This is a genomic window from Balneola sp. EhC07, assembly GCF_001650905.1.
In the GTDB taxonomy this organism is placed as follows: domain Bacteria; phylum Bacteroidota; class Rhodothermia; order Balneolales; family Balneolaceae; genus Balneola.
The window spans coordinates 94,336-120,296 of record NZ_LXYG01000014.1 but is presented as its reverse complement, the minus strand read 5'-3'; the positions used below and the strand labels follow the sequence as shown (position 1 = coordinate 120,296).

Annotated in this window: 23 protein-coding genes; 13 read left to right on the top strand and 10 right to left on the bottom strand. The window is 38.1% G+C overall.

Annotated features, from left to right (window positions below; translation table 11 throughout):
* The first annotated feature begins 200 nt into the window (after positions 1-200).
* From tnpA to A8B79_RS05840, 9 genes are all read left to right on the top strand, one after another.
* Entirely contained in the window at positions 201-581 is a 381-nt protein-coding gene (tnpA, locus tag A8B79_RS05880; protein ID WP_066219377.1) for an IS200/IS605 family transposase, read from the top strand.
* A 701-nt stretch (positions 582-1,282) separates the two neighbouring features.
* Positions 1,283-3,760, top strand: a complete 2,478-nt coding sequence (locus A8B79_RS05875; RefSeq protein WP_066219375.1) for a penicillin acylase family protein — start codon at positions 1,283-1,285, stop codon at positions 3,758-3,760.
* 34 nt (positions 3,761-3,794) lie between these two features.
* Entirely contained in the window at positions 3,795-4,499 is a 705-nt protein-coding gene (locus A8B79_RS05870; RefSeq protein ID WP_066219369.1) for a hypothetical protein, read from the top strand.
* Positions 4,500-4,501: 2 nt separating this feature from the next.
* Entirely contained in the window at positions 4,502-5,146 is a 645-nt protein-coding gene (locus A8B79_RS05865; protein ID WP_066219366.1) for a hypothetical protein, read from the top strand.
* Positions 5,147-5,272: 126 nt separating this feature from the next.
* Positions 5,273-5,449, top strand: a complete 177-nt coding sequence (locus A8B79_RS05860; protein WP_066219363.1) for a histone H1 — start codon at positions 5,273-5,275, stop codon at positions 5,447-5,449.
* A gap of 76 nt (positions 5,450-5,525) precedes the next feature.
* Positions 5,526-6,155 (top strand): hypothetical protein, encoded by a 630-nt coding sequence (locus A8B79_RS05855; RefSeq protein WP_066219361.1) that lies wholly within the window; start codon positions 5,526-5,528, stop codon positions 6,153-6,155.
* Positions 6,156-6,216: 61 nt separating this feature from the next.
* The gene (locus A8B79_RS05850) at positions 6,217-6,513 is read left to right on the top strand and encodes a hypothetical protein (RefSeq protein ID WP_066219358.1); all 297 of its coding nucleotides are present in this window, start codon (positions 6,217-6,219) and stop codon (positions 6,511-6,513) included.
* Between the two features lie 98 nt (positions 6,514-6,611).
* A complete protein-coding gene (locus A8B79_RS05845) occupies positions 6,612-7,445 on the top strand; it encodes a serine hydrolase (RefSeq protein ID WP_235603594.1) in 834 nt (277 codons plus the stop codon).
* Positions 7,435-8,124, top strand: coding sequence for a M15 family metallopeptidase (locus A8B79_RS05840; RefSeq protein ID WP_066219351.1), 690 nt, complete (start codon positions 7,435-7,437; stop codon positions 8,122-8,124). Before A8B79_RS05845 ends, A8B79_RS05840 begins: the two co-directional genes overlap by 11 nt.
* A 31-nt stretch (positions 8,125-8,155) precedes the next feature.
* Here the strand turns inward: A8B79_RS05840 and A8B79_RS05835 are convergent, their stop codons facing one another.
* The 3 genes from A8B79_RS05835 to A8B79_RS05825 form a co-directional block, all read right to left on the bottom strand.
* Positions 8,156-8,671, bottom strand: a complete 516-nt coding sequence (locus tag A8B79_RS05835) for a hypothetical protein (RefSeq protein ID WP_066219347.1) — start codon at positions 8,669-8,671, stop codon at positions 8,156-8,158.
* Positions 8,672-8,681: 10 nt separating this feature from the next.
* The gene (locus A8B79_RS05830) at positions 8,682-9,164 is read right to left on the bottom strand and encodes a nuclear transport factor 2 family protein (RefSeq protein ID WP_066219345.1); all 483 of its coding nucleotides are present in this window, start codon (positions 9,162-9,164) and stop codon (positions 8,682-8,684) included.
* A gap of 80 nt (positions 9,165-9,244) precedes the next feature.
* Positions 9,245-12,649, bottom strand: coding sequence for a PAS domain S-box protein (locus tag A8B79_RS05825; protein WP_066219343.1), 3,405 nt, complete (start codon positions 12,647-12,649; stop codon positions 9,245-9,247).
* Positions 12,650-12,839: 190 nt separating this feature from the next.
* Between A8B79_RS05825 and A8B79_RS05820 the strand changes: the two genes are divergently transcribed.
* Positions 12,840-14,042 (top strand): C40 family peptidase, encoded by a 1,203-nt coding sequence (locus A8B79_RS05820; RefSeq protein WP_066219340.1) that lies wholly within the window; start codon positions 12,840-12,842, stop codon positions 14,040-14,042.
* 409 nt (positions 14,043-14,451) lie between these two features.
* On the opposite strand, the gene A8B79_RS05815 is transcribed toward A8B79_RS05820, so the two are convergent.
* Complete coding sequence (locus tag A8B79_RS05815) at positions 14,452-15,636, bottom strand: CynX/NimT family MFS transporter (RefSeq protein ID WP_066219338.1); 1,185 nt, start codon at positions 15,634-15,636, stop codon at positions 14,452-14,454.
* 239 nt (positions 15,637-15,875) lie between these two features.
* On the opposite strand from A8B79_RS05815, the gene A8B79_RS05810 reads away from it, so the two are divergent.
* On the top strand, positions 15,876-16,820 hold the full coding sequence (locus tag A8B79_RS05810) for an NADP-dependent oxidoreductase (protein ID WP_066219335.1): 945 nt from the start codon (positions 15,876-15,878) through the stop codon (positions 16,818-16,820).
* Positions 16,821-16,890: 70 nt separating this feature from the next.
* On the opposite strand, the gene A8B79_RS05805 is transcribed toward A8B79_RS05810, so the two are convergent.
* Positions 16,891-18,384 (bottom strand): hypothetical protein, encoded by a 1,494-nt coding sequence (locus tag A8B79_RS05805; RefSeq protein ID WP_153038363.1) that lies wholly within the window; start codon positions 18,382-18,384, stop codon positions 16,891-16,893.
* Positions 18,385-18,895: 511 nt separating this feature from the next.
* Here A8B79_RS05805 and A8B79_RS05800 point away from each other — a divergent pair.
* Positions 18,896-19,897, top strand: coding sequence for a metal-dependent hydrolase (locus A8B79_RS05800; protein WP_066219326.1), 1,002 nt, complete (start codon positions 18,896-18,898; stop codon positions 19,895-19,897).
* Positions 19,898-20,051: 154 nt separating this feature from the next.
* On the opposite strand, the gene A8B79_RS05795 is transcribed toward A8B79_RS05800, so the two are convergent.
* The 5 genes from A8B79_RS05795 to A8B79_RS05775 all read right to left on the bottom strand — a co-directional run bounded on the left by A8B79_RS05795 (position 20,052) and on the right by A8B79_RS05775 (position 24,977).
* Entirely contained in the window at positions 20,052-20,309 is a 258-nt protein-coding gene (locus A8B79_RS05795; RefSeq protein ID WP_201118487.1) for a GIY-YIG nuclease family protein, read from the bottom strand.
* Between the two features lie 268 nt (positions 20,310-20,577).
* Complete coding sequence (locus A8B79_RS05790) at positions 20,578-21,495, bottom strand: hypothetical protein (protein WP_066219889.1); 918 nt, start codon at positions 21,493-21,495, stop codon at positions 20,578-20,580.
* Between the two features lie 188 nt (positions 21,496-21,683).
* On the bottom strand, positions 21,684-22,097 hold the full coding sequence (locus tag A8B79_RS05785) for a DUF6567 family protein (RefSeq protein WP_066219323.1): 414 nt from the start codon (positions 22,095-22,097) through the stop codon (positions 21,684-21,686).
* A gap of 10 nt (positions 22,098-22,107) precedes the next feature.
* Positions 22,108-22,983 carry an SDR family oxidoreductase gene (locus tag A8B79_RS05780; RefSeq protein WP_066219320.1) on the bottom strand — a complete coding sequence of 292 codons (876 nt, stop codon included), beginning with the start codon at positions 22,981-22,983 and terminating at the stop codon, positions 22,108-22,110.
* A gap of 188 nt (positions 22,984-23,171) precedes the next feature.
* Complete coding sequence (locus A8B79_RS05775; RefSeq protein WP_201118484.1) at positions 23,172-24,977, bottom strand: helix-turn-helix domain-containing protein; 1,806 nt, start codon at positions 24,975-24,977, stop codon at positions 23,172-23,174.
* A gap of 287 nt (positions 24,978-25,264) precedes the next feature.
* On the opposite strand from A8B79_RS05775, the gene A8B79_RS05770 reads away from it, so the two are divergent.
* Positions 25,265-25,912, top strand: a complete 648-nt coding sequence (locus tag A8B79_RS05770; protein WP_066219318.1) for a hypothetical protein — start codon at positions 25,265-25,267, stop codon at positions 25,910-25,912.
* Positions 25,913-25,961 lie beyond the last annotated feature (49 nt).

The window sequence follows — 25,961 nt, the reverse complement described above, 5'->3', positions numbered from 1 at the left end:
ACCCCAAACCTTAAAAACTTCCTCTATCATTATTCATATCGCTGCGGGATCAATCCCTCGCTAGTGTACCTAACCAATTCTGCGTCATCACCAACATTCAGAATCAAGTTTACCAGAGAGGACTTTAGTCCGACCTTAAGTGAGAAAAAAATATTTTTGTAAGGGATAAGCTTTCAAAATGTCTTACCTGATAAAAAATTATGGCATTCTCAATAAGCTCACTTTGGATACATATTATATTCAGCACTAAAAACAGGATTCCCTATTTGTCATGGAATGTTCGACATGACGTCTGTTCATGGTTAAAAGAAGAAGCATTCAAAAATGAAATCCTTATTGATATAGTAAATGGAGTGGATAATCATTTACATGTATTGGTAAAGCTGAAAACCAAACAATCCGTCTCAGAAGTTGTAAAGTGGATCAAAGGATCATCGTCTTATTACCTGAATAAGAAATACAATTGGGAACCAAAATTTTCCTGGCAAAACGGTTATGCAGTTTACTCTATAAGTGAGAATCAGGTCAATGAAACACGTCAGTATATTTTCAATCAGGAAAAACGTCATTCCCGAAATTAACCTTTATTACGCTGCGGGATAAATCCCTAGCTAATGTACCTGACCAAATCTACATCACCACCAACATTCCCAATCAAGTTCACCAGTGAGGACTTTAGTCCGAATGACCCCAAACCTTAAAAATATTCTCTATCGATACTCAAAGCGCAGCGGATTAAAATCCTCGCTGGTGTACCTAACCAAATCTGCATCACCACCAACATTCATCATCAAGTTCACCAGAGAGGACTTTAGTCCGAACAACCCCAAACCTTAAAAGCATTCTCAATCGACTTTCATATCGCTGCGGGATAAATCCCACGCTAGTGTACCTAACCAAATCTGCATCATCACCAACATTCCCAATCAAGTTCACCAGAGAGGACTTTAGTCCGAACAACCCCAAAGCTTAAAAATATTCTCGTTCGACTTTCATATCGCTGCGGGATAAATCCCACGCTAGTGTACCTAACCAAATCTGCGTCACCACCAACATTCAGAATCAAGTTTACAAGTGAGGACTTTAGTCCGAACGGCTTTAAGGTTCCTGAAATCAATAATCCCTCTAAATAGTAGTCAGAATACAGGAGTTCAGAATGTGAGAATTCTGAACTCCTGTATTCTCACATTCTGTATTCTATATTCTGTAACTCTTCACCCATCTCTATTCTTCTTCCGATAAATTCAGTAGTTTCTCGTTCAATCATTTAACAGATTTTTCCATGAACACGTTTCTGAAACTTCTCATCTTCTTTCTTATTCTGATCTTAGGTTTTGCAGGATTAGCTTTCTATTGGACGTTCTATAAACCTTTGCCTGATTATGAAGCTACCGTTGAATTGAACAGCCTTCAAAGTGAAGTTGATATCCACTGGGATGAGTTTGGAGTACCGCATATCTATTCTAATAATGAGTTAGACTTGTATAAAGCAATAGGATATGCGCATGCTCAGGATCGTCTGTGGCAAATGACGCTCTCTCAAATTGCGGCAGAAGGACGTTTTGCTGAATTTTTTGGTACCGACCTTGTTGATCTTGACAAACATCAAAGAACATTGGGAATCTGGAAGATCTCGAAGCAGATCGAACAGAATGAATTAAGTGAAGCCGAACGGGAAATTCTTCAGGCTTATTCGGATGGAGTGAACGAATACATCGAAAACAATCTCAATAAACTACCGGTGGAATTTGCACTAACCGGAATTCAGCCTATCAGATGGAGCCCCGCTCGTTCTGTTGCCTTGACCCGATTAATGGCATGGGAACTCAACATGAGTTGGTGGACCGAAGTGATGTATGGATATCTTAAATCAGGATTACCTGCTGATCAATTTGAGCAACTTCGTCTTAGTTTTCCGGCTGATGCTCCTACGACTTTGAATGACGAGCAATCCGGAAAGTTTACAGCTTCTTTAATGCCTATGCTTCAGCAGGAAATTAAAAAGCGGGAATTGCTGGAAATGGAAGGAACTCATGTTGGAAGCAATGCCTGGGTTGTGGACGGTTCCAAAACAAATACCGGTTATCCATTGTTGGGCGGAGATCCTCATCTGGGTTTGGGAATGCCCGGAAAGTGGTATGAGATGCACCTGAATCTAAATGGCAAAAATGTATCCGGAGCAACACTTGCGGGAGTTCCCGGTATCATTATCGGTCAAAATAATGAAATGGCTTGGTCGCTTACCAATATTATGGCTGATGATACGGATTTCTTTCTCGAACAAGTTGACCCGAACGACAGAGGTAGATATGTAGCAGATTCGTTATCTGACAGTACAGCGTCTTACTTGTCTTTTGAGAAGATCAGAGAAGTTATTAAAGTAAAAGATGCTGATGACGTTTCGTTGGAGATCAGGTATACCAAGCACGGTCCTGTTATTTCCGATGTCTATCCTGAAAAAGGGTTAACGGATGGAAAAGTGATAGCTATGCGTTGGACCGGACACGATCTCAGCAACGAATTTAGAGCTTTGTATGAAATTAACTGGGCATCCACTTTTCAGGATTTCAAAGATGCACTTCCACATTTTGGCGTGCCCGGGCAGAATTTTATGTATGGTGACAGAGAAGGAAACATTGCTATGTTTTCAACGGCAAGGCTTCCTATCAGAACCGGAGATAAGATCTCGCTAAGAAAAGGCTGGGATCCTTCCCAAGACTGGCTCGGTTATATTCCCCATGATGAAATGCCATCTGTTATAAATCCGGAAAACGGATGGATCGCCAATGCCAATAATAAGATCACGACGGACAGTTATGATCACTATCTGGCAACATTCTGGGAACCGCCTTCGAGAATTGAGCGCATCGTTGAAGTACTTGAAGCAAACGAGATATTAACTCCTGAACTCTTCATCAGCCTTCAGAACGACAGTTACTCAAAACATGCCGCCAAATTAACTCCGGTAATACTGGATATTATCAAAAACCAGAATGTGTATAATTTTGATAATGCTGTTTCATATCTGGAGAATTGGGATTATAAATATACCAAGAATGCTACTGCTGCTTCTATTTTTGATGTTTTCTTAGTTCATCTTACTAAAAACACTTTGCATGACGATTTTGGCGATGAAGTATATCAGAACTTTCTCCATCATGAAAATGTACCGGTCAGAACCATGGATGAATTGCTGATGCAAACACCCGCGACTGTAGATACAAATACGTTTTCATTCTTTGATAATATCAATACCACTGAGATCGAGACTAAATCTGATATTGTTCTTAAAAGTATGCAGGATGCTATATTGTTTTTGAGTGATTCTCTGGGTTCGCAATCTGAAGACTGGCGTTGGGAACAACTTCATACATTAACGCTGCGACCTCCTCTATTTTCCCAAGCAGCTGATGACCCCGATGCTTCCGGAGCACTAAAATTAATTGTAAATAATTTACTCAGTAAAGGTCCTTACGAACTGGATGGTCATGGAATGAGCGTTGATAACGCACAGTACAGTTGGCTGAAACCTTATAATATGGTATTGGGTCCGTCTATTCGCAGAATAGTTGACCTTTCGAATTTGAGTAATGTGAGATCCATTACGCCAACCGGTCAATCAGAAAGTCCTTTTTCTGAGCATTTCGGAGACCAAACCGAGATGTGGTTAAACGGACAATACAGAATACTTTATCAGGACAGTACTCTATTTAACAGTTCAGATATCAGATCTATGAAACTAATTCCGGCTAAGAATTGATTTGAATAGCTGAAAAACTCTGTTATCATTACCTATGAATTGGAAAATATTAGAACAAAGAAGTTATACCCCCTATTCAAATACACCTAAAGCCTGTATTGTTGTAGGGAAGTCCGGTAATTATTATCCCGGAGTTCGGGTTGAAAATATTTCATTCCCGCTTACCATCCCTGCCATACAAGCTGCTTGTTGTTTTTGTCTGGCTGATGGAGATACGCCCGAATCTGTACTTCTGAAAGACGAAACTTATCCGGAACAGCTCGACTTCTGGGTTAAAGAATTTGATCTGAAAAAGGAAGTGGTTTCAAACATCGAAAATGTACAATTTGGCGATGCAGCCATCAGCATTGAACCTTCTCTGGTTAAGAACAAGCTGATCGACCTTTTGAAGGATGCAATAACTATTCACTCTGACTTTCCTGTTTCCGCTCTGCTTATGACTCCGGCGGGATATGTTTCCGGCGTAAATGTAGAAGTGAGTGACTGGACGTTCGGGCTTTGTGCTGAACGATTGGCTATCGCAAAAACAATTTCATATGGAGTCGAAAATTTGGAATCAATGAGCCTTCATACTCTTAAAGGTGAATTCAGCAGTCCATGCGGGGCTTGTCGTCAAGTGATCCATGAACATTTACCTGACAATGAGATCAACTTTTTCCATGCTGACGGCACACTTTCAGTTCATTATACGAGCGACCTTCTCCCTCTTAGTTTTTCTTCAACTTCATTAACCAAATAATTTTGTCTTATTACGTAGCACTTATAGATTTTGACCATCTGGATCATCCTGTATTTCTAAAATCTCTGGCACAGTCGTTATCTGCTCATAAAACCAGAAAAGGAATTCTCGTTCATGGAGACAGCGAGTATACCAACAGATTGATGCAAACCGGAATGATGAGAGAAGACGCCAGAGAAAGAGCGATCATGGATCTGAACCACCGGTTGGTAGCACTTTTTGCAGATCACGGAGTTTCGACAATTGGGTTACAGGGATTTCAAAAAGAACTTATTCAAAAAACCGATTCCGGATTACAGCTAAACAAAAAAGTATTTGATGGACTTCCGGATTCCCCTATGCTTTTGATCTCCAGCCTGATCAATGATGGAGACGAAAGAACTTATATTCCTCCGGTGGAATTGGCTGAATTTTTAGCAGAAGAATTGGAAGATCATGAGTTAGTTCTCTTTTCTCAGGATCATGATTCGGATATTTTTACTCAAAGCACCAATGAAAAAGAAGTAAAATGGAGTGAATTATCAGAAGAGTTTAGAGGAAAAAATCTCTCGGAGGAACAACTTCAAATTACTATTCCAACCATTTTAACCACCGGAATTTCATTTTCGGGATGGCCGGAACCTGAAAAAGCCACGAAAATCAGGTGAAACTCAAAAAAAAACGCACTATTTAGCAAAAAAAGCACATTTTAATTTGACTGAATAGCCCTTATTATATAGCTTCAACGAGTTCCAAAATGGAAAATAATTTTAACAAACAAACGGAGATACATAATGAGTAGAGTATCAGAACTACAAAGCTTGGTTGACGACACAAAAATGGAAATGGAAAAATTCTATGAGAAGGGCAACAAAGCTGCAGGAACAAGAGCTCGTAAGGGATTACAAGATCTTAAAAAACTATCGCAAGAAATTCGTTTAGAAATTCAAGCTAAGAAAAACGCTGAGTAAGTTTCTACTGTTTTTCTAAAAAAGCCTTTCAATATTTGAAAGGCTTTTTTTTTACCTGTATTTTAAATTTAGTCTTATGAGAAAATTATACCTGTTAGTAATTTTTATATTCAGTGGCATTACTTTGAATGCCCAGAATAGTTTTGAAGGCATCATTGAGTACGAAATAGTTTATTCAAATTATGATGCACAGTATGAATCAGCGATCGCAATGCAACCCACTTATACTCTAATTGAGTATAAAAATGGGATTTCAAGAACCACTATGCCTAATATGGCAGGTAAAACCATAATTCTGACTCAGAATAGTACCGGTAAAGTAATTACCCTTTTAGATCTGATGGGAATGAAATATGGAGTAAGATCTAACTTTGATATTGAAAATACTGAGACGCCAAAAATACAATACACAGAAGGAAAGAAGGATATACTTGGGTATATATGTAAAAAAGCAATTTTAGAAGAAGATGACATTTCTTACGAAGTGTACTATACAGAAGAAATAAAGACATTTTCTGATGCTAATTTTGGATTTCAAATTCCGGGAACTCCTCTCGAGGTAAAGGCTACAAATGAGCTCTATACAGTGATCCATAAAGCAACGAATATCGAACAAAAGAATTTAGAACCTATTAAAATGATCATCCCTTCTGACTACGAAGAGAAAACTGAAGAGGAACTAAGAAAAGAATTGGGTGGTATGTAAATTTACTCCACCTGTAAATGTTGAACTATTTTAATCACATTTAAAACCTAAACCAATCGATATGTATAAAGATATGGCTGATGCAGTAGAATCTATGAAAGAGAAAGGTTTTACTCATACTTACAAAATTTCTGAAAACGCTATAACATGCCAAGAACTGGAAAGAGAATTCGATATTGAAAATCTTTCAATTGTTGACTCTTATTCTCATGACAGTGGCACAGATCCGGGGAGCGAATCTACGGTTTATAGTATCGAATCGAAAGATGGAGTAAAAGGTACTTTAGTTCTGGGCTTCGGAATGTATTCTGATCCCAATAAAGCAAAGCTTATTGACCGCTTGCTCAAGAAAGGCTAAACATCCATCATTTTAAAACCGGAATCATGAAATTTCAATATTTCACGTTAGTACTGTGTCTGTTCTTGGCGTGCTCGGATACAAATAGATCATTGCAGTTGAATGAATTAAAGGAAAAAATAGACCTTGAGCTCTCCACACTGGAAGGAGATTTTGCAATAGCTTACCGGGATATTAATCATCCGGAACAGCAGATACTCATCAATGTGGATGAACGATTCCACGCCGCCAGTACCATGAAAACTCCTGTTCTTATAGAGCTATATAAAAGAGCAGAGAATACCGATCTGGATCTTCAGGATTCTATTCTGATCAAAACTGAATTCAAAAGTATTGTTGACGGTTCTCCTTTTTCCATGGAAGTAAATGAAGACAGCGAAAAAGACCTGTATCGTAATCTTAATAAGAATACTACTTTCTATAAGCTCGCTTATGAGATGATCACAAGAAGTAGTAATCTGGCAACCAATATTCTGATCGATTATTTAGATGCTGAAAAAGTCACTTCTACGATGCGAGACCTTGGAGCTGACAGCATCAATGTATTACGCGGAGTGGAAGACCTGAAAGCTTATCGGCAGGGTTTAAGTAACACGACTACAGCCAGAGATCTGTTGGTCATTTTTGAGCATTTGAGTTCAGATACTTTGATCAGTGAAGAAGCAAATAAAGAAATGCTGGGTATTCTAAAGGATCAGGTTTATAATGATATGATCTCAGCAAAGCTTCCTGAAGGAACCGAAGTGGCTCACAAAACCGGCTGGATCACAAATGTTCATCATGATTCAGGAATAGTATTTACGGGCAAAGATGAAGGATATATTTTGATCTTTCTCTCTAAAAACGCGCCGGATCGTGCAGCAGTTTTGGAAGCAGCTGCAAATATCTCGTCAATGATCTATAACTACACTGTTTCCGGATATGAAAACTAAAATCTTCTACTCAGTTCTGATCGGTTTTTCTCTGTTATTGCTCGTTAACTGTTCTGAATCAAAAAAAGAACCGGTATGGCATGAAGTCTACACCAAGCAGGGTCTGAAGGTTGTAGAAGCTGATAGCGCAAATATAAAGGTTCACTTAAGATACTCGACCTCAAATAATTTTTTGGGTAAAGATGTGTACGGAAATCTTGAAGAAGCTTATTTACAGCCTGAAGCACTTTCTAAACTTTATAAAGCTTCTGAGTTGTTGAGTAAATCACACCCGGAGTTGAAGTTACTGATCTGGGACGCCGCCAGACCTCGTAGAATTCAACAAGTGCTGTGGGATAAGGCAGATATTCCATTGCCCGAACGATCTCAGTATGTTGCTAATCCGGAGTCAGGCTCCATTCATAATTATGGATGCGCTATTGATCTCACACTTGCTGACAGCGCCGGAAATCCTTTGGATATGGGTACCGATTATGATGATTTTTCGGTAACAGCAAACATTGATAATGAAACCGAATTAATTGAGAAAGGAATCTTAACCGAACTTCAGGTTCAAAACCGGGCCATTCTGAGATCGGCCATGACCCAAGCGGGATTTATTCCTGTCAGAAGTGAATGGTGGCATTTCGACGCCTTCTCAAGAGAAGAAACCAAATCCAGATTCAAGATCGTAGAGTAATTCTAAGCTCTAAATCAGAAGTTAATGGTGCTTATTTCTCCTGATCATATTTTGCAGGAATAGGATTTTCCTCATTTTCAGATGCCCAGAATACAGAAACTACCCACCACCTGTTGCCGTCATCATATAGTTGAATGCTGTTAATGCCTCTGGCAATAATTTCTCCTTCCTTAGTATTCTTTGATTGATAGGTACTGAATACGTGAACTACGTTTCTAAAACGCTGTACTTCTTTTGTGACTTCAGTTTCTATAAACCCGTTTTCTAAAAAAAATGGTTTTACTCTGGGTATGTATTCCTCAACTCCCCAGGCTGAGTATCCTGCAACGCCTTGGTTGTTTACTCCTGTGGGAATCAGTTTCGCTTCAGGAATAAAGAGATTTCTGAACCTGTCCCAATCTCTTTCCTCTCCTTTTTCGCCCGAAATAGAGGCATATAAAGCTTCGATAATTGAGTCTATAGATTCTACATCTTTATCATATTCTGATTGTGAAAAAGAAGGTGATGAACATAGTAAAATTAGTAAAACGGTAAGTAATGATTTCATAAATTTGTTATTAAAGTTCTTCTATACATTCGGTTCTTCGTCTGGTATCCACTATAGAAATAGCCATCCATCCTTCACTGGTTTTTGCAAACTGGAAGGAGTTAACTCCACAATGTGAGAAATTATCTCCTACATAAAATGAATAAGGAACCCAGGCTGTTGCTAAATTATCGTCTATATTGATCTGAATTTTACCTACTCGTTCATCTAGAATATCATTACGAGGGGTAGCAACTGCATTTTTAAATCCTGACAGAGAACCTTGACTAATTCTTGTGTTTCCTTCCCTGTCTTTTGATATCGACTGCATGGTGGCATCTGAGCTAAAAACTTTGGAAACAGCTGAACTATCTCCTGCTCTCATTCCATCAAATAGGGTTTCGATCTGTGATAAGATCATTTCTCTGTCATTCTTTTGAGCATTTACTGTATAACTGAGCAGCAATGACATAATAAAAATGCCTGCTGTAAATTTAATAAATCTGTTCTTCATAGATATATAATTTAGTTGCAGGTATTTACATAAATAATAGAATTACTGTTGTTCAAAGATGTAAATCACAAAAAGGGGTATTAAGCAATTATAAGCTCAATAGATTCGCTCTCAAAAGTAAATTCCAGTTTAAACTTATCTTGGGTATCAACTGTATAGATTGCATCCAGCTGCTGAAGCTGTGTATGAATTAAATTCAGTCCCAGATTCTTGGGTTTGTCAAAGTTGCTGTTATCCCCAAACCCTGATCCATTATCTTCATATAATACAGTTACTTTTTCTCCGTCTGCATCCAACTTAATTTTGATCATCCCTTCCTCTTGATCCTGAAAGGCATATTTAAACGAATTTGTAATTAATTCATTCAACAGAAGTCCAATTGGAATAGCCTGATTGATATTCAGTTTATACTCATCAATCTCGATATCAAATTCTATGTTTCTGTTATGGTCATTCATCGCTGCAGAAATTGCAGGTACTAACATATCCAGATAGGTCTGAATATTGATCGAGGAGAGTTCAGGAGATTTATACATCAATTCATGAACCATCGCAATAGAAATAATCCTGTTGATGCTTTGTTCAAACGCTGCAGTTACTTTCTCGTCTTTAACTTCGTTCTTCTGTAATTGCAGAAGACCTGATACAATGGCCAGATTATTCTTTACTCTGTGATGGATCTCTGAAAGTAATGTTGTTTTCTCTTTGAGTGAGTTTTCAATGATCTCTTCCGACTTTTTTCTTTCAGTGATATCCTGAGTGATCCCCATTACTTTCTGTACCTCGCTTTTTCCGCCGGTGATTGGAATAAATGACGATAAAAAGTGCTTTTCATCTTTAGTAAACTCAAACTGAATGGACTCCCCTTTTAAGGATTTTGAAAATAACTCAAGTATCCTTTTGCTCTGCGTTGGATCCACGAGTTTGTCATAGGTTATTCCTAAGAAATCCTCCTCGTTTTCCACACCCATCATTTCCAATCCCGATCTATTGATGGAAAGAAGCACTCCATTTTTATCTAATTCATGAATGCAATACGGGGAGTTCTCAATTAATGCCCGGTATCTCTTTTCATTTTCTTTAATTTTTTGTTCGGCTTTTTTCTTCTCAGTTATATCCTCCACCAGAGACATAACAGTTTTTATTTCTCCTGAAGAATTTTTAACAACGGTATTGTACCAAACACAATCGATAATTTTGCCGGACCGGGTGTGATTTCTATTGTGCGAAATATTGGAATCAACACTACCCCTCTTCAACTCATTAGCAATCACCTCTGTTTTGGGTTTATCCTGCTCATAAATAAGATCAAATGCATTTTTTTGTAACATTTCTTGTTCGGTCCATCCAAATATATCCTCACATCTTTTAGACCAGCTTATAATATTCAGATCACTGTCATACTCCACTACACCCAATGGAGAGTTATATAAATGATTCTGAAGCTGCTGAAGAACTTCTGCATGTTTTTGCTCTGCTTTCTTCTGTTCACTGATATCAATTCCAACACCAAGTAAACAATCTTCACCTTTATAATTCATGGAAACTCCCGTAAAAAAATACGGGATTCTGTCTCCTTCTTTAGTCAGCAGATCTGCTTCAACATTATCTTCTCCCGTTACAAAAACATTTCCAATTCTTTCAGAGACCAGTTCTTTTTCATCTTCATGGAAAAAGTTTAACGGATGGGCATTTTTTATTTCATCTGATGTATAATTGGCAATCTCTTCAAGATTTTTATTCCATCGTAAATATTCTCCTTCTTTATTAAACAGATAGAAGACTCCCGGCAAGCTGTTTATGATCGAATCCGATAGTTGTTTCTCAAAAATTATCTCTTTTTCAATTTTCTTCTGTTCACTGATGTCAATTCCTACACCTAGTAAACATTCTTCCCCTTTAAAATTTATTGCAGCACCTGTAAAATAGTAAGGTGTCTTGGATCCGTCTTTACTAACAAAGTTAGCTTCTACACTATCTTCCCCGGTTACAAAAACATTTCCAATTCTTTCAGAGACCAGTTCTTTTTCATCATCACTAAAGAAATGTAACGGATGAGCTTCTTCCATTTCTAGTGCAGTATAACCCGTAACCTCCTCAAAATTCTTATTCCACCTGTAAAATTTACCCTCTTTGTTATACAAATAGAAAACACCCGGCAAACTATTTATAATTGAATCCGAAATCTGCTTTTCCAAAGTGATTTCCTTTTCAACTTCAACCCTTCTTGTTATATTGGTAACATATGCCGTTAAACCAGCTACAGAATTGTCTTTGTTAATGATCGGAGCAAACCTGTTTTCCCAGTATTGATCCGGTAAATTTTCATTTCCGTATTTTCTTATATATTCAAAATGATCGCCTCTCAAAGCTTTATCAAAATCATCTTTAAGTTGTTTTTTTATTTCCGGATCGGGAACATAATCTAATACATTCTTACCCACCTCTATATCTTGTCCCCAAAGCTTTTTCATCGTTTTTTTGTGGGATGTTGTGAAAGCCAAATAGTTATAATCGGTATCCAAAGAAAAAATTATCATATCCTGAGGGCTTTCAAGGATAGATTGCAAAAGCTCCGAATTCTTTTTGAATTTCTCTCTACTCGTGAGTAATTGCTCTGACTTTTGATGTAATAATTCTTGTAATTCTTCCGGCCTTCTCAAAAACTTGGTAGCCAGAAAGCCGCCTAAAAAACCACCGAAAATTGAAAAAGCGAAAATCAACCAAAAACTAGATTCCGCAACTTGGGTATCTAATCGTTTTGCATAAAGCCTCCAATCTCCTTCCGGAAATTTTACTGATGAGAATGAATCGAGCTCAACTTTTTCATTTATGGGAAGAAAGAATTCTTCCTCTCCGGTATTCGGATTCACCTTAGAAAGTTGAAAGTAATATCTGTCTTTTGAAAAACCATCAATTCCCGAATTTTCAATTAAAGTTTCCATATACACAAGAATAGCCGAAAAGCCCCATAACTCTCCCTCAATTGTTATAGGCAATCTTCCTATTACCGCCTGGCCTCCTTGCTTCAGCTCAATTGGCCCCGCAAAGTACATAGTTCCTAACTCTGCAGCTTTAACTACTTCAGCACCAACTTCCGGATGGTTTTTAATATCATATCCAAGAACTGACTCATTCCCTTCTAATGGATATACATATTCTATTACGCCACCGGGAACCAGTTCCAGAACATCAACTACACTACTATTTTTCAATATTTGTTCAGCAACTTTTTCGAAATTCTTAACTTCTCCGTCGTCACTTACCGTAAGTGCCAGAGTCAATGCCGCACTGTAGGATTCCTGAATAGTGCGTTCAATGTTCTGTTCGATCAGCTCAAGAACTTCCTGCGATTCTCTTTCCTGATGCTGTACTAAAACCTGATACCGTAAGGACGCAATAAGGCACCCTACTGAAATAATCAGTGCCCCAACTATCAACCCCGAAACCGCCGGAGAAAAATACTTTTTAGAGATCTTATTCAAGCTTACACCTACCCTGGAAAACTATTTTTTAATAATCTACAGTTAAATGTTAATGTATGAAAATGCAAATAATAAAGTAGTTGTTCATACTATGAGTTTTCATATGTTTAAGTAGCCATGTAAAATTTTCCCGGCTATCAGTCAATCATTTAATTCATAAAAAAATTTGAACTAATTATAACTATCTGCAATGCAATCATTTAGATATTCTCTCCTCATTATTTTATTGCCTTTGATCTTATTCACAGGATGTAACAATTCTAAACATTCTGATACTGTAAATACACTCATATCGAATGTAAAAAATGATTTTGTTCCCGATTCAAGGGTGGCAATTTTTGATATTTCAGCTGAGGCAAACTCTAATTCTGTTGTTTTAAAAGGAGAAACCACTCTACCGGAAGCTAAGCAGGCTTTACTCGATTCTTTAAGAAGTAAAGAGATCATTTTTGCGGACAGTATCGATGTACTTCCTGATGTGTCTGTAGGAGAAAACTACTTTGCTCTGGTTAATAATTCTGCAGCGAACTTACGTTCAGAACCAAAGCATTCTGCTCAATTAGCTACTCAGGCAATAATGGGAATGCCTTTAAAAGTTCTGAAAAAGCAAGGTGGTTGGTATCTTGTGCAAACACCGGAAGATTACCTTTCATGGGTAGATGGCGGCGGAATTGAACGTATGACTGAAGAATCATATTCCGGTTGGGCTGCATCTGAAAAAATTATTTACCTCGAGACCTATGGTTTCTCTTACAGTAATGCGAACCGGAATTCTGAAAAAGTTTCGGATTTAGTTGCCGGAAGTATTCTAAAGCTTAGATCCGGTAATGGCTCATATTACAATGTAGAATATCCGGATGGACGAAGTGGCTTCGTCCATAAATCTGAAGCTCGATTACTTAACGATTGGGAAAGTAGTATTTCAGCTACTCATGAATCACTTATTGAAACTGCAAAAACTATGATCGGAGCTCCTTATTTATGGGGAGGAACTTCCACTAAAGGCATGGATTGCAGTGGTTTCACAAAAACTATCTATTTCATGAATGGACAGATCATTCCTCGTGATGCAAGTCAACAGGTTAAAGCAGGTAAACTGATCGACAGCAACAAAGATTGGGATAAACTGGAAGTGGGTGATCTACTATTTTTTGGACGTGAAGCTACAGATTCCCGTTCCAGAGCTGTAACACATGTGGGCATGTGGATTGGTGATAACAAGTTTATTCATTCCGCCAGTAATGTACATATCAGCAGCGTTGATCCGGACTCTGATATTTATGACGGTTTTAATACAGGCAGGTATCTTGAAGCAAGGCGCTATATTGATAACTGGGATGGTAATATCATTCCAACAAATAAAATGTACACCACTTTGGTAGAAGTTAGATAATTCGATGACAAAATTTCTTTATACCAATCTCAATATTGCAAGCAGGTCATCCCGTCCGCCAGCTGGCGGACGGGATGACCCTTATATGTTTTACTGTTCATAAACTGTCATCTATTTACCTAACGTCTACAGAAATAACGGATAGCTACTTCAACGTCTGTCGGGCTTTGCACGGCTGACGGACTTTACTTGCTGAAATAGAAACAACCTCGGAGTTCGCACCAATATTTCGTGTCGGGAGCTTTTGGTACTGGAGCCTGTGCTGAGGAAGCTCAGTAGCGGTACAAAAGTACATGAATAAGGGTATTGATATGTAACTTTGAAAATAAAATGTGAGCCCTTTCTCCTAGCCTGAAGGCTCTACTTGTTTAAGGTTTTTAATCAGAATGATTGTAAACAAATAGGTTATTTAGATTGCCCGAGCTTTCCCTGCCTTTAAACCGGTATAAAGCTTAAAAAATAAGATCATAAATAAGATATAAAGAGCTGTATCCCAGTCTCCGGTTAAATCAAAAACAGCTCCGATCAATATTGGCCCCGTTGCTGCTAACAAATATCCGATAGACTGTGACATCCCGGAAAGTTCTGTTGCCGTTTCTGAATCCGAGGATCTTAATACGATAAATAACAAAGCCAGCCCGAAACTTCCGCCTAGTGAAAATCCTATTCCGGAAACCCATAAAAATACGGTGGCATTAGTCCCCAACCATAAACCTATTAAACTAATGGCTTCCAGAAGAATTAAAGCTGATATATACTTTCTTTGATCATCCTTTTTGGCAGCAATTACCGGAACAAGCACAGAGCCAAGCACACCCGTTACTTGTGACAGCGATAAATACCAACCCGCTTCGGAACTGCTGAATCCTTTCGAGATCAGGATATCAGGTAACCATGCAAGTATTACGTAAAAAGCTATCGACTGCAATCCCAGAAACAGGGCCACATTCCACGCCAATGAATTTGATCCTAGATCCTTCATGGCCTTTTTAAAACTTCTTTTCGAATTGGTAGGAACGCTGAATTTATTTTGACTTATCCAGACCAGAAATGCCACAAATGAAAACACCCCCCAAACTCCCAGTGAAGTTTTCCAAGAACCCGGAAAAGATTCAGCTATTGGTACACTAAGTCCGGCTGCCAGAGCAGCTCCTACTCCCATCATTCCGGAATACAAGCTCGTCATAAATCCGGATCTTTTATCGAAATCCCGTTTAACAAGTGCGGGTAAAAGCACATTTCCAAAAGCGATGGCTATTCCCAAAAGTATGGTTCCCAGAAACAATAAAGGAATATATCCAAAAGCTCTGAGTGCAATACCTAATGTCAACAAGAGCAAAGCTCCTGATAGTGTCTTTTCGATGCCAAATCGTCTGGTAAAAAGTGGCGTTAAAGTAGACAATATTCCGAATGCAACCAGAGGAAGTGTGGTCAACAAACCCAACATCGAATTAGACAGACCTGTTGACACACGTATCATTGCAATCAACGGTCCTACTCCTGATAAAGCCGGTCTCAGATTGAAGCCGATAAGTATAATTCCTGCAATTAATAAAACCTGATCTCTTCTGGGGCGATCTGAATAGGAAGTCAATTCAATCTTATATCTGATGAAAATTCATCTGCATAAAGTACGGCAAACTGAGTTGCAATGTGTGGATATTAGCGTGATTGTTATACACCACATTTCTCAAGGATAAACCTGTAATCAATTCCGGGAATGCCACTTATAGCTTTTATCGATAGCTGTTTCGATTATCATACGAACGTCAGTCAATTCTCACCTGTTGATCTACTGAAACACAAATAATTTCAATCCTAATAGAATACTTTATGAAAGCAGCTTATTATAACAAGTTCGGAGAATTAGATAACATAGAAACAGGAGAACTGGACACTCCTGAACCGGGCGAAGGTGAAGTTTTAGTTCGCATTAAGGCAGCAGGTGTAAATCCTGTCGATGCTTTTGCTACTCAGGGTATGTTAAAAGATGCCATTCCTTCTGAATTTCCATCAGTTCCGGGATGGGACGTAGCCGGGGTTGTAGAAAAAAGAGGACATTCAGCCAGAAGATTTAGTGAAGGCGATGAAGTATATGCTTATGCACGCCGACCTGTTATCCAACACGGAACTTTCGCAGAGTATATCTCTCTTCCGGAAAGTTATTTAGCTAAGCGACCTCAAAAAGTCTCCATGGATGAAGCCGGAGGAATTCCTTTGGTTGGACTGACTGCTTATCAAGCTCTTTTTGATGCTGCGCAAATGAAAGAAGGACAAACATTATTGATTCTGGGAGCTTCAGGTGGTGTTGGCACATTGGCTATTCAATTAGCTAAGGCTCATGGCATTAAAGTAATTGGGGTGGCCAGTGAGAAGAACCACAATTATATGAAAGAACTTGGAGCGGATGCCACTGTTGATTATAAAGACAATCATGTTGGAGAAATGGTAGCTGCTATTGAACCCGACGGCGTTGATGTGATCTTCCATTGTTCTCGTGGAGACGCTCTTGATCAGGTGATGGAAACCGGAGTACTGAAAGACAATGGACATCTGATCTCCATTACCAACAGAAATCCGGACATCAGCGATGATATTAACTTTCAATATGTGTTTGTGGAACCCAACTCCACACAATTACAACATATTCAGGAATTAACCGATAAAGGAAAGATCAAAGTTCACGTTTCTAAAACATATGATTTAGAAGAAGCTGAACAAGCACTCAAGGATGTTCAAACCCTGCATACACGCGGAAAATTAGTAATTACTCCGTAAGTGTTTAAAATGTTCGAGTCTGAGTGAAAAGAGAAAATTCCACAGAATTTTCAGAATTAAACAGAGGCAACTAATTAGGACTTAAAATATATTTAGCAAACCAAGCGGCATCCGATTCCCCATATTCATCTAAACTTCCGGTTAGAGCAATGGAATCGTCATCATAAATAGCAATTTTTGGTTCTAAAAGGTTTTCTACTTTTGTCTTCCATACATAGTGCCCATACTCTCCAATTTTCATCACTTCAGTGTGATAAACATTTCCAAAGGGCATAACGGTTTGTACTAAAATAAAGCTACCGTCACTTAATTCTACAATATCATGAACCTCAACTGTACCATCTGCTGAATATCTATTATCAAACACTATATGTTCATAGTCATGGTCAATACGAGCAACCCAAGAAAGTGAACTATGTTTCATTTCTTCCTTAAATGACTTACCACCAACTACAAGGTCATTATCAGAAGTAACAATAAGAAAATTTGCCATTACATTGTTAAACAATCTATGCAATTTCGCTTTTCCGTCTTGTCCCACTTTATATATTTCTGTCTTCCAAAATTCATCTTTACTATTGATACTGAAATAAAGTACACCTTTTTGATCAATAGCAATTGCTGAAGGGCTGGAAGGTGCATTTTCTAAAATTACCCGATTGTTGATTTGATTGGTTTCGACATCATAAGTGAAATAATTAATTGTTCCCCATGATTCATAAACAAACCCAACTTTACCATCTGTTTGTTTTACAACGTCACCGGTAAAACTGACAGGTGGCTCTTTTTGTTTGACATTTTTGCCGGTTTTCAGATTTATGGTTTCTATTTTTGCTCCACCATGTATCGTATTTGCAGCAACCGCTGTGTTATCATCTAATTGTATAATGCCATCATTCTTATTTTGTTGAGTGTTATTATTTGCTGATGAAGGAATCATATATCGCTGATTACCATAAGCATCGTATTTCACTGCAAACAGGTGTAGGTTATAATTTTCAGTACTTGGGCTTCCGAATGCAAAAGCAAAGATCCCCCCATCCATCATAGCAATAGGTTTTCCGGCAGTGTCACCGTTACCGATTTCTACCGAACGTTCCCAAACAGGGTAGTATTTGACACCTTCAACTCTATAAAGTATATCCTCTGCCTTTTCGTAGGCTTCGTTTGCATATTTAGTGCCCCTAAGGTAATCTGTAAAATACCGATATGCCGAGCTTGAGTTCTTATTTTTGATAAAAGGCCAAACGACATCTGCAAGTGAATCGATTAATTGAGAATATCTGTTAATTTGTTCCTCAAGCTTTTCAGTTGCTGCTGTATAGTTTCCATTATTTGCTAAGTTCAAAGCCTCATCCATTAACTTTCTCCCAAAAGTAGCTTCTGCTTGCGATGGCTCTACTTCTACAAATTGCGGAAAGTGAGTCGCCGCATTTTTATAAAAATTGGCAATAAACTCCGCATTTTTCAACGCTTTTTTATAATTGTCTTGAGTAGAGGTTTGAGCAATAAGATGATTTGTAATACATACTGTCAGCATAAAACTAATGATAAAAAAGCGCATAACTGTTATCTAAGCATTTTTATTGAAGTGATTCCAAATTATATAATATTATGCTTCATTATGCAACCGATTTTGATTTATCTACATTTAATTCAAATACTTATAATAGATATTTTTTTCCATGTTAATGGTTTTGTTAGTTGCGTTTCAATACCATGATTAAAATAGGCGGTTAATTTAAATCAAATTAGCTCATATTATAACTTGGAAAGATCAAATCTTCGGCTTTTCGAAGATCTTATTTTGAACGAATTGTTATTTCAAGATAACCAGTTCCTAAATGTCCGATGTGTCTTACATCTCTTGGGAAACCTTTTTCAAGCTGAATATCATCAGGGGAATTTAAACTTTCTGATAGATTAAAAATCTGGTTACGTAGCTCCGGTTGCGTAACCATCTCTCTTCGACTTTGCTATCTATTCTCTACTTGCGGTAATTGGAGTTGCATCACGAATACTTCAAATTCGAAATAGTGTAATCACTATCTTTTGGTGAATCAAAAATAGTATGTATGGATCCGGTAACGCATGGATTAGTGGGAGCCACCAGTGCTCAATTGTTTTCAGATAAAGATACGTTTAGAACAGCTTCTTTTATTGGTTTCATTGCAGCCTTAGCTCCTGATCTGGATGTATTCTTAGGTTCGGAATCAAATCCCCTGCTTACACTTGAGCTACATCGCCAGTTTACCCATGCATTTATATTTATTCCTTTTGGTGCACTAGTTATCTCATTGATTCTCTGGTTCTTTGTTAAAAAGAGAATCAGCTTCAAGCACACTTACTTTTTTAGTCTGATGGGTTACTCAACGGCTGGTTTAATGGATTATATCACCAGTTATGGTGTATATCTCTTTTGGCCGTTTGATAATGAACGCTTCGCATTGAATATCGTCTCTGTTTTTGACCCTTTGCTTACAGGAGGTTTACTGATTGCTGCATCCATTGCTTTTTACAATATAAAGAAAGCTTATAGTTACGGTCTTGTAGCATGGCTGTTTCTGTATCTTTGTTTTGCGGGGATTCAAAAATCCAGAGTTGAAAATATTGCTACTGACGTACTACTTGCTGAAAATGATTCCAATACCGAACTTATCATCAAACCTACTATTGGAAACCAAATTCTATGGAGCGTTCGCTTTGTGGATGACGGAGAAATATGTAGCTTGGGAATTCGGGCGGGACTTTTCTCAACACCCATTATTTATGAAGGTGAATGTGCAGTCTTAATTGATTGGAACTCAACATATAAACCATTCAAGGGTACTGTGATGTATAATAATATAGAACGGTTTTCCGAATTATCAGATGGTTTATTAGTTCGACATCCCAATCACCCAAATGTACTTGGTGATGCTCGGTATTCTATGCTTCCAACTACCACTTCACCATTATGGGGTATCACTATCGACACTACAAAAACAGGTCAACATGTGAAATTTGATTCCTATCGTGATGCCAGTCCGGAAATCAGAACGAAGTTTTTAGATATGATCTTGGGTCGGGTGGATTAGCTGCTCAAGTTCAGATTTATTATTCGATAACAGTTTTGATATAAAAATATACCCGTCATCCCGATCCGCCAGCTGGCGGACGGGATGACCCTATAAATTTTACTGTGTTTCTCTCCCTAGTTCAAGCGCCTCGCTGGGACTAGCCTTACCCTTCCTAAGCATTGTTGAATCTGATCAAAGCTTCTTTCTTCTTCTTAGAAAACTGTTTGATCTCATACTCCCTTTTACAAGCAAATGATCGGCTGTCACAATGTTCAACATAAACCATTTCTTTCGGCATATTCGCTTTTAAATATTTCGCACCCTCCCCTCGCTTGTGCTGATTCCAGCGACGTATCACATTATTTGTTGAACCGGTATACAAGCTGTTATCGTAGCAGCGAATTATATATACGAACCAGTTTTCAATCATGATCAGTTTTTAACCTTGTTCAAGCATCAGTTTCGAGATTTAGGATATTTTAGATATTAAGTAATTCGTTGACAGTTTTCAATTGAGTTAGCCTTTTACACAATTAATTGACAATTATTGCATAATTAATCGCAAATTATTGGAATAAGGAAAGTGAAGAATAAGTATGCTATTGCCAGGAATGAAAATCTATATTCAATAACACCCAAACCAGTTTCAGAAATAGTAAAGTTTCAAATGAACCAGATAAATGCAGCACCATCTATAGTTATACCCCACAATCACTTCGAATTTCTTGGTAGTCAGATATTCTAACCGTTAATATTTCCTGCCCCTCTTCTATGTTAATGCAGCTAAGACTCGGGTTCCTGTCAACCCTTAAATCCACAAGTTTCTGATTTTGGCTTACATCTAAATTTGTAAAAGCATTGGTTGAGGCATATAGATATTTCAACTCAGGATTTTGACTTAGTTCGATTTGTTTCAAATTGTTATTTGAGATTACCAGTGTTTCCAATTGAGTGTTAGAGCTAACAGAAAGGTCCGTTAGATTATTGGTTGTGAGATTAAGCGCCTTTAGGTTTTCAGCCTCACTGACATCCAAAGTTTGTAATTCATTCAGATTTAAAAATAAGATTTCTAAAGATGCATTTGAGATCGAAAACGTCTCCATAAAATTCCAGGAAAGGTCCAGTTCTTTAAGCTTATTAAGCTCAGTAAGTCCATCGATAGTGTAAATCTCATTGGTACTAAGGTTTACATTAACTAAGTTTGTATTTAGACTCAGATCTATTTCTTGCAAAAGATTTCCCTGTAAGTACAAGGAATCTAACATAGTATTTGATCGTAAATCGATAAACTCAATTTCATGTTGAATTGCTTTAAGAGTTGACAGGTTTACAAACCCTTCAATACCAGTCATGTCCTGAATTTCAAAATTGCCATCAGGAATATTTAAATCTAAGACTCTCACTTTTTCCACATCAGCACGCAACACTTGTCCATCTAGAGATCCTTCCGTGTCGATATCCAATGCTATAAGTATTTTTTCAAAGTTTGGATCCGGGATATTTAAATAGGAATCATTTTCATTGGTACTCGTTAGTGAACAGGAAACTAATAACAGGGATAATGTCACAAGAAAAAGTGAGCGGATAGTATTTTTTAAAAAATGGATAATTTTCATGAAGCTCTTAGTTTTGGTTTCTGGGATTCTTTTTGTAACTCTACTGACAAGACTGGCAGGTATAAAAGTGATTGAATAGCGCGGATAAACCAAGCATTTTATTGATTCAAAAATGACTTTATGTAAATGAAAAGGTTCCATTCGTAATTGAACGGAACCCTTTATTCATAGCACTATATCTACTTAGTTTATTCAAACTCGATGATATCAGCGGTAATAGAAACCGATGCTTTTGTAAAAACCAAAAAGTTCGTCGTGTTGGAGTCATATTGAATGTTAATAAGCGCTAGTGTTCTCCCTTCTATCGATTCCCCTTTTTTCTCGAAGTTATCCCAAAGCGATTCACGAGCTTCTTTATATAACATTTTTTTTCCTTCAAGAGGAATTATGCCTACAGAATTAGTGGCAACGCCCCATGAATAACTAGCTCCAAATAAATACGATATTTCTGAGGTGCCTGTCACATTTTTAGCTACAATAGTATAGTTCCCTTCTTTTAGCTGAACCTCGGTACTATTAGACGCCATAAACATACCTGCATTTCCACAGCCGGTAAGCAGAAATGCCACGGTCATAAGAATGATAAATGTATAAGATTTCATATTGATAAGATTATTTTTGGTTTGATTGTTGTTTTATTTGTTGTACTTCTTGATTAAAAAAATCCTGTAAGCGATGAGTGCCGTAGCGGGTTGCAATGCTTTCGCGCGCCAAAAGTGTGAGGAAGAACTCAGGTGGTCCAAACCTTTGCCTGGAAAGAAAAATCTTTGCTATAGTTAGTATTAATGACCTGATCCATTCCGGAAGGTGAACAATATCAGCCGGTTTATTCCAAGCGCATAAAGCCATTTCTGCTATCTCATTTTGAGTGAGGATATCTGGTCCGCCTACCGATATCTCTTTATCTTTCTGAGCAATTGCTCGTACACATACTTCCGCAAGGTCAGCACCGTGGATAGGGTTTAGCTTTAACTCTCCATTCCCAAATAACACAACACTTCTTTTTTCGGCCCTAAGAAGTACTTCCCGTAGATCTGAAAAAAATCCATTGGGTCGAATGACGGTATATTCTAATCCTGAAGCTTTGAGGGCATCCACAAATCGTTCTTTAGCTTCGGTGATCTTAGGATGATGTAGCTTGTCTCCGTCTATGACAGACACATATATAAATTTTCTAACCCTGGCTCGTTCTGCTTCTTTCAGTAGGTTTAAATTCGCATGGTAATCGACATCCATATAGCTGAGTCCATCTTTTGGACGGGTGATACCAACGGTTGATATCACAGTCTCGACATCTTTACAAACACCACTCAGTGTTTTTGGCCGGGTTACTTCGGCTTGCACTGTCTTGATATTTCGGTTTTTCAAATTTTCCAACTTTTCCGGATCATTTACCAGAGCTACAGCTGGTATCTTCCATTTATACAGTTCTTCAAGTATATATTTACCGAGATAACCACTGGCTCCGGCAACTAAGATCTTTGTCATGGTGCATTCCTTTTTTGATTCCAGAGCCAAGATCAGCAGGAAGCATCTAATAATCGTGCGGAATGACATTTTCGGCGGTTTTTATGAAATCTCGGACTTTTTAGAAAAGAGAAAGGGCTGGTAGCACAGAATGAGAAGAACAAGGAATTGTAAATGAAGATACTGTTGCAGGCTTAGAATCAAGTCTCCTACTGATGCTTCTTCAGCCACTTGCGTGGGGTAATACTTGTTTTCTTTTTAAAGTAATCATTGAAAGTGGATTTAGAATTAAACCCACTTTCAAAAGCTAAACCAAGTAAGGTGAAATTCTTATTAGCGGGATCCAGTGCCTTCTGCTTAAAACACTCCAGCCGGAAATTATTAACATAATCGTTGAAGCTTACCCCAACCTGATCGTTCAGCATCCATGATAGTTTATTTGGGTGAAGTCCGACTTCAGCAGCCAAGGTCCTCAAAGTTAATTCCGTATCAAGATAGCGCTCATTTTGTTGCATTAACTGATCGAGTTTTTTTTGAGCCATTTCGATCTCTTCAGGCTGCATCAATAATCTGGCATCAACCTCATTTTTCCTATGAGCACTTCCGTTACTCAGCTCCTGCCTTGATCGTTTGTTGGGTAATCGGGATGGTTCAAATGTCTTTTTGACCAACTCTTTAAAACCATCTGTTTCTCGAATTTTGTCAAGAAATGGACGGCTCAGGAAGTTTGCAAACTGACCTCTTTTATCTGCAACAGCTTCCTCAAGAAGTTTAAGCGCTTTATCCTTTGTTCCATACTGAGCATATAAAAAAGCGGGCCAAGGAGTCAGTGTAAAAACCTCCTCTTGTACAAGCTGATCAATCTCTTCAAGTTTGATACCGTGATCGACAGGTTGATTAGTCAATGTATACAGCATGCTACATGATTTCGGAGATTGAGCCAATGGCGTATTTCCTAAATAGGCCTCCAAGGCTTCCTTATACTTTAACTTGATCAGGCTAAGTTGCTTCATAGTGATGGCATGCGTGAAATTCGGATCGATTCGGAGAGCGGCTTCTGTACTTACAAGGGCTGATTCATAATCTTCCTGCAAATAATGAATGTTTGCTTTGGTAAAATGATGGTTGGGCGAAAGTGGATCTAATTGAAGGATATGTCTGGTATGATCCATAGCTTCATCGAACCAACCAATAGCTGTATATAATTCAGCTAACCCTTCCTCGGCTTCCGTATAAGATGGATTTAATGCCATCGACCTTAGATACAGCTTTTCTGCTTCCCTGTAATTCCAATGCCCCCAAAACTCAAGCGTTGCTTTGCTATAGTATCCCAGAAATGACTGGTCGTCAACCTCAAATCCCCGATTAATATAATCCGCTGCAATATCAAGGGAAGCAAAATTCGGGGTCCACGATCCAAACATTGAATGACAGTAACCCGCTCCAAAATATGGCCAGGAAAAATCTGGATCCATCTCTATACATTGTTGATAAAACTTCATCGCATTTTCGATCCCTTCACTATCCCAGCGCAAGTGATTATATCGTGCCTTTAAATAGAGATTATATGCCTGAATATTCTGAGTGGGTACATCCACTAGGCGTTCACCGATCTCCAAGTGACCAAAATTTTCTCTGATCTGTTCAGCGATAGCTAAGCTAATCTCATCCTGTAGCTCAAAAATATCCTCGATTTCACGATCAAAACGCCCCGACCAAATTTGAAATCCATCGGTCGTTTGTATCAGCTGAGTTGAGATCCGGACTCTCTTCTTTGACTTACGTACGCTCCCCTCCAATACCGTAGATACACCCAACTGATTACCAATATGACGCACATCCATTTGCCGCTCTTTGAACGAGAACGAAGAAGTTCTCGCAGTCACCTTTAAACCCTGAATCCGGGTCAAAGCATTTATGATATCTTCGGTAATTCCATCACTGAAATATTCATTTTCAGGATCTGAACTGAGGTTCAGAAATGGCAGAATAGCTATAGATTTATTATCGATCAAAAATAAAGTAGGTGTTTCAGTACTACCCGTTATTCATTTATACAGAAAGAAGATATAAAATCATGGGAATAAAGGAACAGAAATAAAATAAAGTCTCTGATCAGATCTTTTCTCCATAAGCACTTTAAAGTCCAAAATCTCACAAATACGTCCGCATTTTCATTTCAGGACGTTTGACCCACTATTTCTCACGATCATTGATCTGTCGATTCGATAAAGTTGATTTTTAAGACTGAATCTATCGACAAACATCAAACCATTCATTTAACCATTTAAAATTCAGAACAATGAAAAACCTACTTATTATTGTCTTTACACTTTTCTCAATTAGTGCTTTTGCTCAAATTAAATCACCAGAAGGTAAAGAAACTGAAGTCACCCAAAAATGGCGAGTAAGTATGCCTTATATAGTTCCAGATGAGATTATCTATGGTTATGACAAGCGTACAAGTATTCAAATGGTAGAATTGCATGTAAAACGTAACCTTGATGATAAGAACATCATTGGAGTGAAGTTTGCCACCTGGCGATTATTTCAACCCATGGGAATCACCTGGTGGGATGGCGTAGTCGATAAGATAGAGTCCGGGAGTGACTATTACGATGGATATTTAAGAGAAACAGGTATTGGTATTTCTTATCAACGTATGTTATGGAAAGGGCTTTTTGCATCCATTGAAGTGCTGCCGCAAATTCAAACCTATACCGATCTGGACGGTAAAAAAATCAAAAATGGATTTAAGCTTTATAACTCCGTTCATTTGGGCTACCATTTCACAGTTGGGAAGAAAAAACGATTTTTCATAGAACCTCAGGTTCATATCAACCAGTGGATGTTTGATAACAACTCGCCTGCAGGATTTAAAGAGTTCGATGATAAATATGGAAACGTCTTTTGGTTTGAGCCAAATATTTATTTAGGGTGGAAATTTTAAAGTAAAGTTGCCTCGCTGCAATTGACAGAAGCCCATAAATACACAGATA